This is a genomic window from Geodermatophilus sp. SYSU D00691, assembly GCF_054050275.1.
The window spans coordinates 1-14,851 of record NZ_JBJGYZ010000023.1 but is presented as its reverse complement, the minus strand read 5'-3'; the positions used below and the strand labels follow the sequence as shown (position 1 = coordinate 14,851).

Annotated in this window: 14 protein-coding genes; 12 read left to right on the top strand and 2 right to left on the bottom strand. The window is 76.0% G+C overall.

Annotated features, from left to right (window positions below; genetic code table 11):
- Positions 1–55: 55 nt before the first annotated feature.
- From ACI797_RS16885 to ACI797_RS16870, 4 genes are read left to right on the top strand one after another with little or no spacing between them, the layout of a single operon-like run.
- Positions 56–1,402, top strand: coding sequence for an adenylate/guanylate cyclase domain-containing protein (locus tag ACI797_RS16885; RefSeq protein WP_456859902.1), 1,347 nt, complete (start codon positions 56–58; stop codon positions 1,400–1,402).
- 39 nt (positions 1,403–1,441) lie between these two features.
- Positions 1,442–2,533 carry a pyridoxal-phosphate-dependent aminotransferase family protein gene (locus ACI797_RS16880; RefSeq protein ID WP_456859901.1) on the top strand — a complete coding sequence of 364 codons (1,092 nt, stop codon included), beginning with the start codon at positions 1,442–1,444 and terminating at the stop codon, positions 2,531–2,533.
- A gap of 34 nt (positions 2,534–2,567) precedes the next feature.
- Positions 2,568–2,927 (top strand): hypothetical protein, encoded by a 360-nt coding sequence (locus tag ACI797_RS16875; protein ID WP_456859900.1) that lies wholly within the window; start codon positions 2,568–2,570, stop codon positions 2,925–2,927.
- Positions 2,928–2,944: 17 nt separating this feature from the next.
- Complete coding sequence (locus ACI797_RS16870; protein WP_456859899.1) at positions 2,945–3,844, top strand: hypothetical protein; 900 nt, start codon at positions 2,945–2,947, stop codon at positions 3,842–3,844.
- Here ACI797_RS16870 and ACI797_RS16865 read toward each other — a convergent pair.
- Entirely contained in the window at positions 3,841–4,701 is an 861-nt protein-coding gene (locus ACI797_RS16865; protein WP_456859897.1) for a hypothetical protein, read from the bottom strand. The genes ACI797_RS16870 and ACI797_RS16865 overlap by 4 nt on opposite strands.
- 140 nt (positions 4,702–4,841) lie before the next feature.
- Positions 4,842–5,702, bottom strand: coding sequence for an aldo/keto reductase (locus ACI797_RS16860; RefSeq protein ID WP_456859896.1), 861 nt, complete (start codon positions 5,700–5,702; stop codon positions 4,842–4,844).
- Between the two features lie 36 nt (positions 5,703–5,738).
- Here ACI797_RS16860 and ACI797_RS16855 point away from each other — a divergent pair, with 36 nt between their 5' ends.
- From ACI797_RS16855 to ACI797_RS16820, 8 genes are all read left to right on the top strand, one after another.
- Entirely contained in the window at positions 5,739–7,076 is a 1,338-nt protein-coding gene (locus tag ACI797_RS16855) for a replication-associated recombination protein A (RefSeq protein ID WP_456859895.1), read from the top strand.
- 102 nt (positions 7,077–7,178) lie between these two features.
- Positions 7,179–7,604, top strand: a complete 426-nt coding sequence (locus ACI797_RS16850; protein ID WP_456541088.1) for a DUF948 domain-containing protein — start codon at positions 7,179–7,181, stop codon at positions 7,602–7,604.
- A complete protein-coding gene (locus ACI797_RS16845) occupies positions 7,604–7,888 on the top strand; it encodes a hypothetical protein (RefSeq protein WP_456541089.1) in 285 nt (94 codons plus the stop codon). Before ACI797_RS16850 ends, ACI797_RS16845 begins: the two co-directional genes overlap by 1 nt.
- A gap of 59 nt (positions 7,889–7,947) precedes the next feature.
- Entirely contained in the window at positions 7,948–10,629 is a 2,682-nt protein-coding gene (gene alaS, locus ACI797_RS16840) for an alanine--tRNA ligase (protein WP_456859894.1), read from the top strand.
- A gap of 2 nt (positions 10,630–10,631) precedes the next feature.
- Positions 10,632–11,285, top strand: coding sequence for a Holliday junction resolvase RuvX (gene ruvX / locus ACI797_RS16835; protein ID WP_456859893.1), 654 nt, complete (start codon positions 10,632–10,634; stop codon positions 11,283–11,285).
- Positions 11,282–13,108 (top strand): endolytic transglycosylase MltG, encoded by a 1,827-nt coding sequence (mltG, locus tag ACI797_RS16830; RefSeq protein WP_456859892.1) that lies wholly within the window; start codon positions 11,282–11,284, stop codon positions 13,106–13,108. The genes ruvX and mltG overlap by 4 nt, the downstream gene beginning before the upstream one ends.
- Before the next feature lie 34 nt (positions 13,109–13,142).
- Positions 13,143–13,934, top strand: coding sequence for a shikimate dehydrogenase (locus tag ACI797_RS16825; protein ID WP_456859891.1), 792 nt, complete (start codon positions 13,143–13,145; stop codon positions 13,932–13,934).
- Between the two features lie 2 nt (positions 13,935–13,936).
- Positions 13,937–14,584: a prepilin peptidase gene (locus ACI797_RS16820; RefSeq protein WP_456859890.1), complete on the top strand. Its 648-nt coding sequence runs from the start codon at positions 13,937–13,939 to the stop codon at positions 14,582–14,584.
- Positions 14,585–14,851: the final 267 nt, after the last annotated feature.

Genomic DNA, 14,851 nt, shown 5'->3' with positions numbered 1-14,851 from the left:
CCGGCACCGCACCTCGCGGGCTCGGCGCCGGGCCGTTCCAGCAGCCTCCGGGTGCGTGCCAGACTGCGGCGTGCTGCCGAGGACGCGGTACGCCCGCAGCGGTGACCTGTCCATCGCCTACCAGGTGGTGGGGGACGGCGACCTGGACCTGGTGATGGCGCCGGGCTTCGTCTCGCACCTGGAATGGCAGTGGCAGGAACCCTCGCTGCGGCGGTTCCTGGAGCACCTGGCCTCCTGCTGCCGGCTGATCCTGTTCGACAAGCGCGGGACGGGGCTGTCCGACCCCGTCGCCGGGCCGGCGACGCTCGAGGACAGGGTCGACGACCTCGTCGCGGTGATGGACGCCGCCGGCGCGCACCGCGCCGCGGTGCTCGGCGTGTCGGAGGGCGGCTCCATGGCGATGCTCTTCGCCGCCGAGCACCCGGAGCGCACGCGGGCGCTGGTCCTCTACGGCGCCTACCCGCGGCTCACCCGGGCACCCGGCTTCCCGGACGGGGTCGACGAGGCCACCCTGGCGGCGGTGTTGGCCGACCTGGCCGAGCGCTGGGGCGAGGGCGCGTGGCTCGGCCTGTGGGCGCCCAGCAGGCGTGGCGACACCGCCCTGCGGTCCTGGTGGGCCACGTTGCAGCGGATCGGTGCCAGCCCCGGGATGGCCCGCCGGCTCTTCTCGCTCTACCCGCACATCGACGTCCGGGAGATCCTCGGCGCCATCCGGGTGCCGACCCTGGTGGTGCACCGCCGCGGGGACCGGATGGTCCCCGTCGGCGTCGGCCGGTACCTCGCCGAGCACATCCCGGAGGCCCGTCTGGCGGAGATCGACGGCGACGACCACCTGTACTTCGTCGGCGACACCACCGGGGTGCTGGCCACCATCGAGGGGTTCCTCACCGGCGGCCGGCCGGCCGCCGCGCCGGTCAGCACCGTGCTGGCGACGGTGCTGTTCGTCGACGTGGCCGGCTCCACGGAGCTGGCGGCGCGGGTCGGGGACGCCGCCTGGACGTCCATGCGGCACCGGTTCCTCCTCCTGGCGCGGGACGAGCTGGCGCGGTACGGCGGGGTGGAGGTCGACGTCGCCGGGGACGGGCTGTTCGCGACGTTCGACGGACCCGCCCGGGCCCTGCGCTGCGCCGTGGCCGTGCGGGCGGCGGCCGTGGCCGCCGGCCTGACGATCCGCGCCGGGGTGCACGCCGGCGAGGTGGAGCGGACCGACGGCGGCGGCGTCGCCGGCCTGGCGGTGCACATCGGCGCACGGGTGATGGGGGAGGCGGCGCCGGGCGAGGTGCTGGCCTCCGGCACGGTCAAGGACCTCGTGATCGGCTCGGGGCTCGCGTTCACCGAGCGCGGGGTGCGGACGCTGCGCGGCGTGCCGGGCAGCTGGCCGGTGTTCGCCCTCGCCGCGTGACCGCCACGGCGCCCGCGGGCGCCCGGTAGCGTCCCGCACATGCCGCTGCGCGCCCGCACCCTGCTCGGACCCGGCCCGTCCAACCCGTACCCGGAGGCGGTGGCCGCGCTCGGCTACCCGCTGCTGGGGCACCTGGACCCGCTGTTCCTCGGGATCCTGGACGAGACGTCCGAGCGGCTGCGCACGGTGTTCGGCACGGCGAACCGGCGCACCCTGCCGCTCTCGGCCACCGGCTCGTCCGGCATGGAGGCCGCGTTCGTGAACACCGTGGGCCCCGGTGACGTCGTCGTGGTCGCGGTCAACGGCCTGTTCGGGCAGCGGATGGTCGACGTCGCCTCGCGCTGCGGCGCCGAGGTGGTCGCCGTCGAGCACGAGTGGGGCCGGCCGGTCGACGCCGAGCGAGTCCTGGCGGCGCACCCGTCGCCGAAGGTCATCGCCGCCGTCCACGCCGAGACCTCGACCGGGGTCCGCTCCGACCTCGTGCCGCTGGCGGAGGGAAAGGGCGACGCGCTGCTGCTCGCCGACTGCGTGACCTCGCTGGGCGGCATCCCCGTGCAGCTCGACGAGTGGGGCGTCGACCTCGCCTACTCGGGGTCGCAGAAGTGCCTCGGGGTGGCCCCGGGGCTGGCGCCGTTCACGATCGGCGACCGCGCGTGGGAGCGGCGGATCGAGAAGCCGCAGAGCTGGTACCTCGACCTCGGCATGCTCGGCGGCTACGCCGGTGAGGCGGCCGGCAGCGGCGGGCGGACCTACCACCACACGGCGCCGACCGGCATGGTCGTCTCGCTGCACGCGGCGCTGGGCCGGATCCTGGAGGAGGGCCTCGACGCCGTCCACGCCCGGCACGAGGAGGCCGGCCGGCTGCTCGCCGAGGGCCTGCAGGAGCTGGGCCTCGAGCTGTTCGCCGCCGAGGGGCACCGCCTGCCCGAGCTGACGACGGTGAAGGTGCCCGACGGCGTCGACTCCGCGGCGGTGCGCAAGGAGCTGCTCGAGCGCTACGACCTCGAGATCGGTGGCGGCGTCGGGGCGTACGCGGCGACGGTCTGGCGGATCGGCCTCATGGGGCACAACGCGCGGCCGGACACCGTGGCGCTGGTGCTGGCGGCCCTGAAGGCCGGCCTCGGCCGCTAGGGTCCCCGGGCGTTCCGCATCCCTGGGAGGCCCTGTGCGCGTGCTCGTCGCGGCGATGCCGTTCGCCGGTCACGTCCAGCCGCTGGCCGCCGTGGCCGCCGAGCTGGTCCGGCGCGGGCACGAGGGGGTGGGCTACACCGGCCGCAAGTACGGCGGCCGGTTCGCCGACGTCGGCGCGGTCTGGCTGCCGTGGGAGCAGGCGCCGCACTTCGAGGAGACCGACCTGGCGGCGACCTTCCCCGGGGTCACCCACGGCCGCGGGCTGCGGGCGGTGACGCCGAACGTCGAGCACGTCTTCCTGCGCACCGCCGCCGGGCAGGCCCGCGACATCCTGGCCGCGGGCTCGTTCGACTCCCTGGTCTCCGACCAGCTCGCGGGCGGCCTGTGGGCCTGAGCGCACCGGTGCGGCGGGTGCCCGTGTGGGCGCTCGTGCCGCTGGCGGGCGTCGTGTGGTGGGCCGGCGGCTACCTGTTCTGGCTCCTCGGCGGGCTGCGGGCGGTGCCGGTGGGGCCGCGGCTGGCGCTGCCGCTGTCGGCGTCGACGCTGGGCGCGCTGGTCACGGGGGCGCTGGTGGGCGGGCTCGCCGCCGGGCTGCTGTGCCTGGTGGTCGCCCGGCGCCCGCTCGGCGCGCTCGCCACGTGCGCCGGTCTCGTGCTGGGCCTGGTCGCCGCGCTGGTGCCGTCGGCGGCCGGCCTCCGCGGTGAGGGGCCGGACGCGTTCGCCGCCGACCCGCTCGTCGTCACGGCGCTGTGCGCGATCGTGGTCGCGGTCTCGCTGGGCGGGTGGGCGATCGGGTCCGCGGCGGCGCTCGGGCGGCCGGGCCTGGCCGTGGCGCTGGGCGTGCTGGCGGGCGCGGCGCCGTCCTGGCTGTCGTCGGCGCTGGTGCCGTTCGTCGACACCTCGCGGTCCTACGCCGGGGTGGAGCTCGTCGGCCGCGTGTCGACGTGGGCGGGGGCGGCGGTGCTGGTGCTGGCCCTGGTGGTCGCAGGAGCGCGGCCGGCGGCGCGGCTGGCGTGGTGGCCGGTCGTGGTGCTCCTCGCCTGGTTCGTCGCGCCCTTCCTCACCGCGGCCGGCTACCTGGAGCAGCCGCTGCGCCCGGGATCCGGCCTCCCCGGCACGCTGCCCGACTCGCTGGCGGCCGCCTGGCAGCTGTTCGGCCTGGCCGCCTCGCCCGCCGCCCGCGACCTCCTGCCCTGGGTGGCCGCCCTCGTGGCCGGCAGCTTCCTCGCCTTCCTTCTCCGTGATCATCGGCAGGTGGCTGCCCCCACCGGCGTGTCACCCAGCCACTCGCCGATGATCAACGAGGCCTAGGGGCGCCAGCCGCGGCTCACCAGCGCCCGGCGGGTGCGCTCGACGACCGTCCCCCTGTTGAGGTGGCGCTTCGCGAACCGCAGGACCAGCCAGCCGTCGGCCGCCATGAGGGAGTAGCGGTCGATGTCGCTGCCGAACCTGTCGACGTGCGCGTGCTGCTGCCCCTCGTACTCCAGCAGCACCCGCCACTCGGCGTAGCCCAGATCGCCGTGCGCCACCTCGCGGCCCCACCGGTCGTGGACCGGGACCTGCGGCGTGGGGTCCGGCAGGTCGCTGTCGATCAGCCAGTACCGGAGCAGGCTCTCGGGTCGGGACATCGCCTCGGCCGACAGCAGCGGGGCGCAGGCCCGGGCGCGCACCACACCGCGCACCCGGTCGGCCCGGGCGAGCCGCTGCGCGAGCGACTCCGGGGTGAGGTGTCCGGCCCGCAGCAGGGCGTCACCGACCGCGACCAGCTCCGCCGGCGGCAGGGGGTGCGCCAGGTCGAGGAACGTCTGCGGTCCGGAGGTGAGCCGCAGGCCCTGGTGCTCCACCACGTCGCAGGGGTCGAGCAGCCGTCCGTGGACCACCAGGTCGGCGCGCTGGGGGAACACGCGGCGCGGCGTCAGGGCGATGTGCGGCCGGGGAGGAGCATCGACGTGCGCGCCGAGCAGCGCAGCCGCGGTCAGGTGGCTGTACGCGGCGTCCCGGGGGAGCGCGGTCGCGAGCAGCGCGAGCCGCTCCCGCAGGTCGATCGCGTCGTCGAGGCGGACGACGAGGTCGTGGCTCAGACGTAGGTACGCCGATCCGCGCAGCCGACCCCGGGTGAGGCCGGCGGCGCGGGCCGAGGCGGCCGTGTACGCGGGGGGCAGGTCCATGGCCCGGGAGCCTCGGTCGCCCGGAGCGCCGACGGTCGCCGCCAGCGGCATCTGTGGACGAGGCCGCCGGCTGTGGACCCGCGTTGATCATCGGCAGGTGGCTGACCGACACGCCGGAAGGGGCCGCCACCTGCCGATGATCACGGCGAGTTCAGGCGGGCGAGGTGGGCCTCCGAGAGCTCGAGGTCGGCCGCGGCGGCGGAGTCCTCGATCGAGGACACCCGCGAGGCGCCGGGGATGGGGACGACGACGTCGGCCTGCGCCAGGTGCCAGGCCAGGGTCACGCGGTACACCGACACCCCGAGCTCCTCGGCCACCTCGGCGAAGGCGGGCGCCGCGGCGTCCAGCGACCCGGCCGCCGAGACCCCGCCGAACGGGCTCCAGGGGAGGAAGGCCAGCCCGTGCGCCGCGCAGTGCTCCAGCTCGCCGAGCGACGAGCGGTAGCCGGGCGAGAACTGGTTCTGCACGCTCACCAGCGCGTCCCCGCAGATCTCGCGCGCCGAGTCGATCTGCGCCACGTCGGCGTTGGAGATGCCGACCATCCGCACCAGCCCGTCGTCGACCAGCGCGCGCAGGCCGCCCATCGACTCCTCCCACGGCGTCGCCGGGTCCGGCCGGTGGAACTGGTAGAGCCCGATCGCCTCGACCCCGAGCCGGCGCAGCGACGCCTCGCACGCCCGCCGCAGGTAGGACGGCGTCCCGTCGAGGTCCCAGTCCCGCCCGCGGCGGGTGTGCCCGCCCTTCGTCGCCACCAGCACGTCGTCGGCCGACCCGCCGTAGGAGCGCAGCGCGGCGGCGACCAGCGACTCGTTGTGCCCGAACTCCGCCTCGTCCCAGGAGTAGGCGTCGGCGGTGTCGATCAGCGTCACGCCCGCGTCGAGCGCCGCGTGCACCACGGCCTCGGCGTCGGACGGCGACGGCCGGTCCTCCTTGGTCGACAGGGGCATCGCCCCCAGCCCGATGGCGCTGACGGTCACGTCCCCGATGCGTCGCTCCTGCACGGGAAGCGTCGTGCCCCGCGGGTAGCGTCGGGAACCGTGACGTCGCTGTTCGACCCCGCGCCGGACGAGGACGGCGCGCCCGCGGTCGACCCCGGGGCGCCGCTGGCCGTGCGCATGCGGCCGCGCTCGCTCGACGAGGTGGTGGGCCAGCAGCACCTGCTCGGGCCCCGGTCCCCGCTCCGGAGGCTGGTCGAGGCCGACGAGCCCATGTCACTGGTCCTCTACGGCCCGCCCGGCACCGGCAAGACCACCCTGGCCCACGTCATCTCGCTGGCCACCAAGCGCCAGTTTGTGCAGCTGTCCGCGCTCGACTCCGGCGTCAAGGAGGTCCGCGCGGTCATCACCGCCGCCAAGCGCGAGCTCACCTACGCCGGCCGGCGCACCGTGCTCTTCATCGACGAGGTGCACCGGTTCTCCAAGACCCAGCAGGACTCGCTGCTGGCCGCCGTGGAGGACCGCATCGTCAGCCTCATCGCCGCCACCACCGAGAACCCCTTCTTCTCCGTGGTCAGCCCGCTGCTGTCGCGCTCCCTGGTCCTCGCCCTGCAGCCGCTGGAGGACGACGACGTCCGCACCCTGCTGCGCCGGGCGCTGACCAGCGACCGCGGTCTCGACGGCGCGGTGACGCTGAGCGAGGAGGCCGAGGAGCACCTGGTCCGCATCGCCGGCGGCGACGGGCGCAAGGCGCTCACCGCGCTGGAGTCCGGCGCCGGCGCCGCGCTGCAGGCCGGGGCCACCGAGGTCGACCTGCCGACCCTGGAGACGGCGGTGGCGCAGGCCGCCGTCCGCTACGACCGGCAGGGCGACCAGCACTACGACGTGGCCAGCGCCCTGATCAAGTCGATCCGCGGCTCCGACGTCGACGCCGCGCTGCACTACCTGGCCCGCATGGTCGAGGCGGGGGAGGACCCCCGGTTCATCGCCCGGCGGCTGGTCATCAGCGCCAGCGAGGACATCGGCATGGCCGACCCCACCGCGCTGCAGACGGCGGTGGCCGCGGCCGAGGCGGTCGCCTTCATCGGCATGCCCGAGGGCCACTTCCCGCTCGCGCACGCTGTCGTCCACCTCGCCACCGCCCCCAAGTCCAACGCGATCACGGTGGCGATCGGCGAGTCGGTGGCCGACGTCCGGGCCGGCCGCGCCGGACCGGTGCCGCCGGGGCTGCGCGACGCCCACTACGCCGGGGCGAAGAAGCTGGGCCACGGGAAGACCTACCGCTACCCGCACGACGCGCCGGACGGGATCGTCGCCCAGCAGTACCCGCCCGACGCGCTCGTCGGCCGCGACTACTACCGGCCCACCAGCAGGGGAGCCGAGGCCGGCATCGCCGCGCGGCTGGCCAAGCTGCGGGCGATCGTGCGCCGGACCCGCTGACGCCCGGGCACGTCCCGAACGGGCCACCGGGCCCGCGACTACTGTGACCACACGCCGGGCCCGTCGTCCGCCCGGCACCGTCGCGACGACAGGGGAGACCGCGTGTCCGCAGGAGAGTGGGCCGGACTCATCGCAGCCCTCGCACTGGTGCTGCTGGTGCTGCTGCTGGCCATCCCGCTGCTCAAGCTGGGCCGGGTGCTCGACGAGACGACGCTGACCATCCGGCAGACTCGGGAGCAGGCCGCCCCGATCCTCGCGCAGGCCAACACGACGGTGGCGCACGTCAACAGCAACCTGGAGCGGGTGGACGACATCACCGGCAACGCCGCCAACGTGTCCAGCAACGTCGCGGCGCTGTCCAGCGTCGTCGCCGCCACCCTCGGCAGCCCGCTGATCAAGGTGGCCGCGTTCAGCTACGGCGTCCGCAGCGCCGCCCGCAAGAAGCGCGAGGGCCAGGCGATCGCCGAGGCCGCGCGCCGTGACCGCGACGCGCGCCGCCTGCGCCGCGCCACCCGGCGGGCCGCCTGATGCGCCGCCTGTTCTGGCTGGCGATGGGCATCACCATCGGCGCCCTCGTCGTCCGCAAGCTCTCCGCCGCGGCGGAGAGGATGACCCCGGCCGGCATCCTCGGCTCGCTCGCCGACGGCCTGCGCGAGCTGGCCGACGCGATCGGCGACTTCGGCGCCGACGTGCGCGCCGCCGCCGCCGAGCGCGAGGCCGAGCTGCGGTCCGGCACCGGCCTCGACGCCCCGCTGCCGACCCGCGACCAGCTCGCCCTGCCCGGCCGGCACGCCGCCGACAACCGACCCTGACGACCCGGGGCCGGTCGGGACCCGCCCCGTCCGGCCCGCCCGAACTGAAGTAGAGACGAATGCAGACCGCCGAGATCCGCCGCCGCTTCCTCGAGCACTTCGCGGAACGCGGCCACACCGTCGTGCCCAGCGCCTCGCTGGTGTCGCCCGACCCGTCGCTGCTGTTCACCGTCGCCGGCATGGTGCCGTTCATCCCGTACCTGACCGGCCGCGAGCCCGCGCCCTACCCGCGGGCCACCAGCGTGCAGAAGTGCGTGCGCACCCTCGACATCGAGGAGGTGGGCAAGACCACCCGCCACGGCACGTTCTTCCAGATGAACGGCAACTTCTCCTTCGGCGACTACTTCAAGGAAGGGGCGATCCAGCACGCCTGGGACCTGATCACCGGATCCGTCGCCGACGGCAAGCTCGGGTTCGACCCCGACAAGATCTGGGTCACCGTCTACCTCGACGACGACGAGGCCGCCGACGCCTGGAAGCGGATCGCCGGCCTGCCCGACGAGCGGATCCAGCGCCGCGGCCTCAAGGACAACTACTGGCACACCGGCCAGCCCGGCCCGGGCGGCCCCTGCAGCGAGATCTACTTCGACCGCGGACCCGAGCACGGCCAGGACGGCGGTCCGGTGGTCGACGAGGACCGGTTCCTCGAGATCTGGAACCTCGTCTTCATGCAGTACCAGCTCGACGACGTGCGGTCGAAGGAGGACTTCCGCATCGTCGGCGACCTGCCGAAGAAGAACATCGACACCGGCATGGGCCTGGAGCGGGTGGCCTACCTGCTGCAGGGGGTCAACAACCTCTACGAGATCGACGAGGTCTCCCCGGTCCTGCGCCGCGCGGCCGAGCTGGCGAACGTCACCTACGGCAAGGACCACGAGGACGACGTCCGGCTCCGGGTGGTCGCCGACCACGTGCGCAGCGGGCTCATGCTCATCGGCGACGGCATCACACCCGGCAACGAGGGCCGCGGCTACATCCTGCGCCGGCTGCTGCGCCGCGCCGTCCGCTCCATGAAGCTGCTCGGCGTCGACGAGGCCACCCTGCCCGAGCTGCTGCCGGTCTCCCGCGACGCGATGAGCCCGAGCTACCCGGAGCTGGCCGCCGACTTCGCCCGGATCTCCGCGGTCGCCTACGCCGAGGAGGAGGCGTTCCGGCGCACCCTCACGTCCGGGACGACGATCTTCGGCACCGCCGTCGACGAGGCCAGGAAGGCCGGCACGGCCGGGCTGACCGGCGAGCAGGCGTTCACCCTGCACGACACCTACGGCTTCCCGATCGACCTCACCCTCGAGATGGCCGCCGAGCAGGGCGTGCGCGTCGACGAGGAGGGCTTCCGCGCGCTCATGCAGCAGCAGCGCGACCGCGCCCGCGCCGACGCCCGCGCGAAGAAGACCGGCTCGGTCGACGTCCTGGCCTACCGGCGGCTGCTCGCCGACCACGGCCCCACCGACTGGCAGGCCTACTCCACGCTGCGCACCGACTCCCGCGTGCTCGGGGTCGTGTCCGACCTCGAGGAGGACGGCGCCGAGACCGTCGCCGGGACCGGCGAGATCACCCGGGTCGTGCTCGACCGCACGCCGTTCTACGCCGAGTCCGGCGGCCAGGTCGCCGACGCCGGCGAGCTCGTGTGGGACGGCGGCCGCGCCGAGGTGCTCGACGTACAGCGGCCGGTCAAGGGTCTGGTCGCCCACCAGGTGCGCATCCTCGAGGGCGAGCTGCGCGCCGGCACCGAGCTCGTCGCCGAGGTGGACCGCGAGTGGCGGCTGTCGGCCTGCCAGGCCCACTCGGGCACCCACGTCGTGCACGCCGCGCTGCGGCAGGTGCTCGGCCCGCAGGCGCTGCAGTCGGGCTCGTACAACCGCCCCGGCTACCTGCGGCTGGACTTCGCCTGGCAGGGCGCGCTCACCGGGCAGCAGCGGCACGACATCGAGGACGTCGCCAACGCCGCCGTCCGCGCCGACCACCAGGTGACCGCCACCTACATGTCGCTGCCCGAGGCGCAGGCGATCGGCGCGCTCGCGCTGTTCGGCGAGACCTACGGCGAGCAGGTGCGCGTCGTCGAGATCGGCGGCCCGTGGTCGCGAGAGCTCTGCGGTGGCACGCATGTCCGCGGCAGCGCGCAGATCGGCACGCTGGCCCTGACCGGCGAGTCCTCCGTCGGCTCGGGCGCCCGCCGCGTCGAGGCGGTCGTCGGGCTCGAGGGCTTCCGCTACCTCGCGCGCGAGCGCGACCTGGTCCGCCAGCTCGGCGAGCTGCTCAAGACCCCCACCGACGGCATCGTCGAGCGGGTCGGCGGCATGCTCGCCCGGCTGCGCGACGTGGACCGGGAGCTGGCCGACCTGCGCGCGCAGCAGACCCTCGCCCAGGCCGGCACGCTGGCGCAGTCGGCGACCGACGTCGGCGGGATCGCCCTGGTCACCGGCGCCCCCGAGGGGCTGGCCGGCGGCGACCTGCGGGCGCTGGCGCTCGACGTCCGCGGCCGGCTCGGCGCCGACCGGCCGGCCGCCGTCCTGCTCGCCTCGGCCGCGGGTGGCAAGGTGGCCCTGGTGGCGGCGCTCAGCCCGGCCGCCGTCGACCGCGGGCTGTCGGCCGGCGACCTGATCAAGGCCGCGGCCGTGCCGGTCGGCGGTCGCGGCGGCGGCAAGCCCGACGTCGCCCAGGGCGGCGGCACCGATCCCGCCGGGATCCCTGCAGCGCTCAAGGCCGGAGAAGAGGCGGTCGCGGCCGCCGTCGGGAGGTAGAGATGACGGAGTACAACCCGGAGGACACCGGCCCGGTCGGCGAACGCAAGCGCCGGCTGCCCGCCGTCCCGCCCGCTCGTCCCCGCACCTCGCCGGGGCAGCCGCAGTACCACCCGACCACCGAGATCGACCTGACGCGCGGGTTCCCGCCGGTCTCGAACGAGACCGCGGAGATCGACCTGTCCCGCGGCCTCCCGGGCGGGCTGACCGTGCCGCCCCGGCCGGCGCGCCGCGGCCGGGTGCTGGGCATCGACGTCGGCACGGTCCGGGTCGGCGTCGCGCTGTCCGACGCCACCGGCACGCTCGCCAGTCCGCTGGAGACGGTCAAGCGGGCGAAGGACGGGTCCGATCTCGACCGGATCGCCGCCCTCGTCGCGGAACACGAGGTGACAGAGGTGGTCGTGGGGGAGCCGAGGCACCTGTCGGGTGCGTCGGGCGCCTCGGCCGAGGACGCCGCGACCTACTCTCGGGCCCTGGCCGACCGCATCGGCTCCGTGCCGCTGCACCACGTCGACGAAAGGCTCTCCACCGTGACCGCCGCCAACTCCCTCCGGGAAGCCGGCCGCGACAGCCGGGCCCAGCGCTCGGTGATCGACCAGGCCGCCGCCGTGGTGATCCTCCAGCACTTCCTCGATTCACGGAGGTCTTCCTCGTGAACGAGCCGGGCGCGCCGCGTCCGCGGGGGCGGCACGCCTCGCCCGACGAGCCCGCGAGCAGCGTCCCGGCCCCCTGGCCCCCGTCCCTGACCGCCGGGTCCGCCCCCGGGGCCGGCGCCCGGCCGCAGGACCCGTCCCGGGAGTCCGAGCGTTGGGACGACGACACGGCCGCCGTCGCCCCCGTCCGGCAGCCGCGGCGGGCCGACCGCCTGGCCGGCGCGTCGACCGGCGGCGTGCGCCGGGTCCCCGGGTTGCTCGACCGGGAGGACGACGAGACCGGCCCGGTCCCCGTCGAGTGGCGGCACCGCGGCGGCGACCCCGACGGCCCCGAGCCGGGGTCCCCGCGGGACGACGCCCCGGCCGGCTGGGGCGGGCACGGCGCCGACGACACCGGCCGGCACCCCTCCGCCCCCCTGCCGCCCCCGCCGCCCGGCGCCTGGGCGAAGCTCGGCCGCCGGCGCGACGGCGACGACGACGCCACCCAGGCGCAGCCCGTGCTGCCCGGGCTCCCGGGTGAGCCGGTGGACGACGCGACCGACACGCACGACGCCGTCCCCGCCGAGTGGGAGGAGCAGACCGGCGGCCTGGAGGTCATCGGCGCGCACGTCGACGAGGGGTCGCGGCGCGGCCGCCGGCGCCGCCGCGCGCCCGAGCCGGCCGACCTGCACCACGACGAGCACGACCTGCACGACCTGCACGACGACGAGCACGACCTGCACGACGACGAGGACGACCACCACGACGACGGCATCCCGTTCGTCTCCGACGACGGGCCCCGCCGCCGGCGCCGCAAGCGCCGCCGGCCGCTCGCCGTGCTGATCGCCCTCGTCGTCCTCGCCGCCCTGGGCGCCGGCATCTTCTTCGGCGGCCAGAAGCTGCTCGGGCTGTTCGTCTCCGAGGACTACACCGGCACCGGCACCGGCAGCGTGGACGTCCGCGTGCAGAACGGCGACACGCTCAGCGACATCGGCCGCACGCTGGTCGCCGCCGACGTCATCGCCTCCGTCGGGCCGTTCGTCGACGCCGCCGAGGCCGAGCCCGCCGCCATGGGCATCACGGCCGGTGTCTACCGGATGCGGCTGCAGATGAGCGGCGCGGCCGCGCTGGACCTGCTGCTCGACCCGAACTCCCGGCTGGTCTCCCGCATCACCCTGCCCGAGGGGCTGCAGGCCGGGACCGTGCTGCAGCGCGCGGCGGAGGCGACCGGCATCCCGCTGGCCGACTTCGAGGCCGCCGCCGCCGACCCGGCCGCCCTGGGTCTGCCCGCCTACGCCAACGGGCTGCTCGAGGGCTGGCTGTTCCCGGCGACCTACGACGTCGAGCCCGGGGACACCGCCGCCGACGTGCTCTCCGGCATGGTCACCCGCACCACGCAGCTGCTCGACGAGCTCGGGGTGCCCGAGGACCAGCGGCTGACCGTGCTCACCAAGGCCAGCCTCGTGCAGGCCGAGGCGGCCACGGCCGAGGACATGGCCCGGGTGGCCCGGGTCATCGAGAACCGGCTGTACGCCGGCATGCCGCTGCAGTTCGACACCACGGTGAACTACGCGACCGGCAAGACCGGCATCACCACGACCGCCGAGGACCGCGCCAACCCCTCGCCGTACAACACCTACCTGCACGCCGGGCTGCCGCCGGGGCCGATCGACAACCCGGGCGAGCAGGCGGTCCGCGCCGTCCTGGCCCCGGCCGACGGCAACTGGCTGTTCTTCGTCGTCGTCAACCCCGACACCGGCGAGACCCGGTTCGCGGCGACGGCCGAGGAGCACGCCGCCAACGTGGCGCTGTTCCAGCAGTGGCTGCGGGAGAACCCCGGGGGATGACGGCCGGAGCGACCGGCCGGCCGGACGGCGCCCCGTGAGGGCCGCGGTCATCGGCCGGCCGGTCAGCCACTCGCTGTCGCCGCTGCTGCACCGGGCGGCGTACGCCGCGCTGGGGCTGACCGACTGGACCTACGACGCGCTCGACCTGGGCGCGGAGGACGTCCCGACGCTGCTGGCCGGCCTCGGCGAGGAGTGGCGCGGCTTCTCGGTGACGATGCCGTGCAAGCAGGCCGCCGCCGAGGCCGCCGACGTCGTCGAGCCGCTGCCGCGGCTGCTGCGCGCGGCCAACACCCTGGTCCGCACCGAGCAGGGCTGGCGCGCGGAGAACACCGACGTGACCGGCGTCGGCATGGCGCTGCAGCTCGGCGGCGTGGAGTCGGTGGCGCACGCGGCGATCATCGGCGCCGGCGGCACAGCCGTCGCGGCCGCCGTCGCGCTCGCCTCGCTGGGGGCCGAGCAGGTCGACGTCGCCGTCCGCGAGCCGGCGCGCGCCGCCGACCTGGCGCGCGTGCTCGGCACCCTCGGGGTCACCGCGACGGTCACCCCGCTGGCCGGCGGCGTGGTCGACGCCCCGGTGGTCGTCAGCACCCTGCCGATCGGCGCGCAGCCCGCGCTGCTGGATCTCGGCTGGCGCGCCGGGCAGACGGTCCTCGACGTCCTGTACGCGCCGTGGCCGACGCCCCTGGCGCAGCGGGTCGAGGCGGCCGGCGGCACCGTCATCGGCGGCCTCGAGGTGCTGTTCTGGCAGGCCACCGCCCAGGTCGAGCTCATGACCGGGCACCCGGCGCCGATCGCGGAGATGCGCGCCGCGCTGGACGCCCGCTGACCGTGGTGCTCGCCCTCGCGGCGGTCGCGGGCGTGGCCGCCGGGCCGTGGCTGGCGCTGACCGCGGCCCGGCTGGCCGCCCGCGACCGCGCCGCCCGCCCGTCCGCCGCTGCCGTCGTCCTCACCGCGCTGCTCGCCGGTGCGCTGCTGCCCGGCGCGGTGCTGCGCACCGGTGCCCGCCCGGCGACCGCGGCGTTCGTCTGGGCGGCCGGTGCGGGGCTCGTGCTGGCCGGCACCGACCTCGCCGCGCACCGGCTGCCCGACGTCGTCACGTTCCCGGCGTACGCCGTCTGCGGCGCCGCCCTCGTCGCCGACGCCGCCCTGCTCGGCACGTGGCCGGCGCTGCTGCGGGCGGCCGTGGCCGCGGCCGCCGCCTTCGGGCTGGCCGCGCTCGGCACGGCCGTCTCCCCGGAGGGGCTCGGCTTCGGCGACGTCAAGCTGCTGGGCCTGCTCGGCCTGCTGCTCGGCTGGGTCGGCTGGGGCGTGCTGCTCGCCGGGGTCTTCGCCGGCCTGCTCGTCGGCGCCGTGGTGTCGCTGCTCCTGCTGGCGCTGCGGCGGGTGGGCTGGCGCACCGCGCTGCCGTTCGGCCCGCCGCTGCTCGTCGGCGCGGTGCTCGCCCTCGCCGCCGCGGGACCGGTGCCCCTGCCGTGAGCCGGGCGCCCCGGCCGCCAATGGCAGAATGCCGCCCATGTTGCGCTGGCTGACCGCCGGTGAGTCGCACGGCCAGCAGCTCACCGCCATCCTCGAGGGCCTCCCGGCCGGGGGGGGGGGGGGGGCGGCCGGCCCCCCCCCACGCCTCGCGGCGCCGGCGCGGTCGGCTCAGGCGGGGTCGTCCTCGAAGGTCACGGTGAGCTCCTCGACGCCGAAGCCGGCCGCGAGCGAGGTCAGCATGTCGCGGGTGTTGTCCTCGGCGCGCTC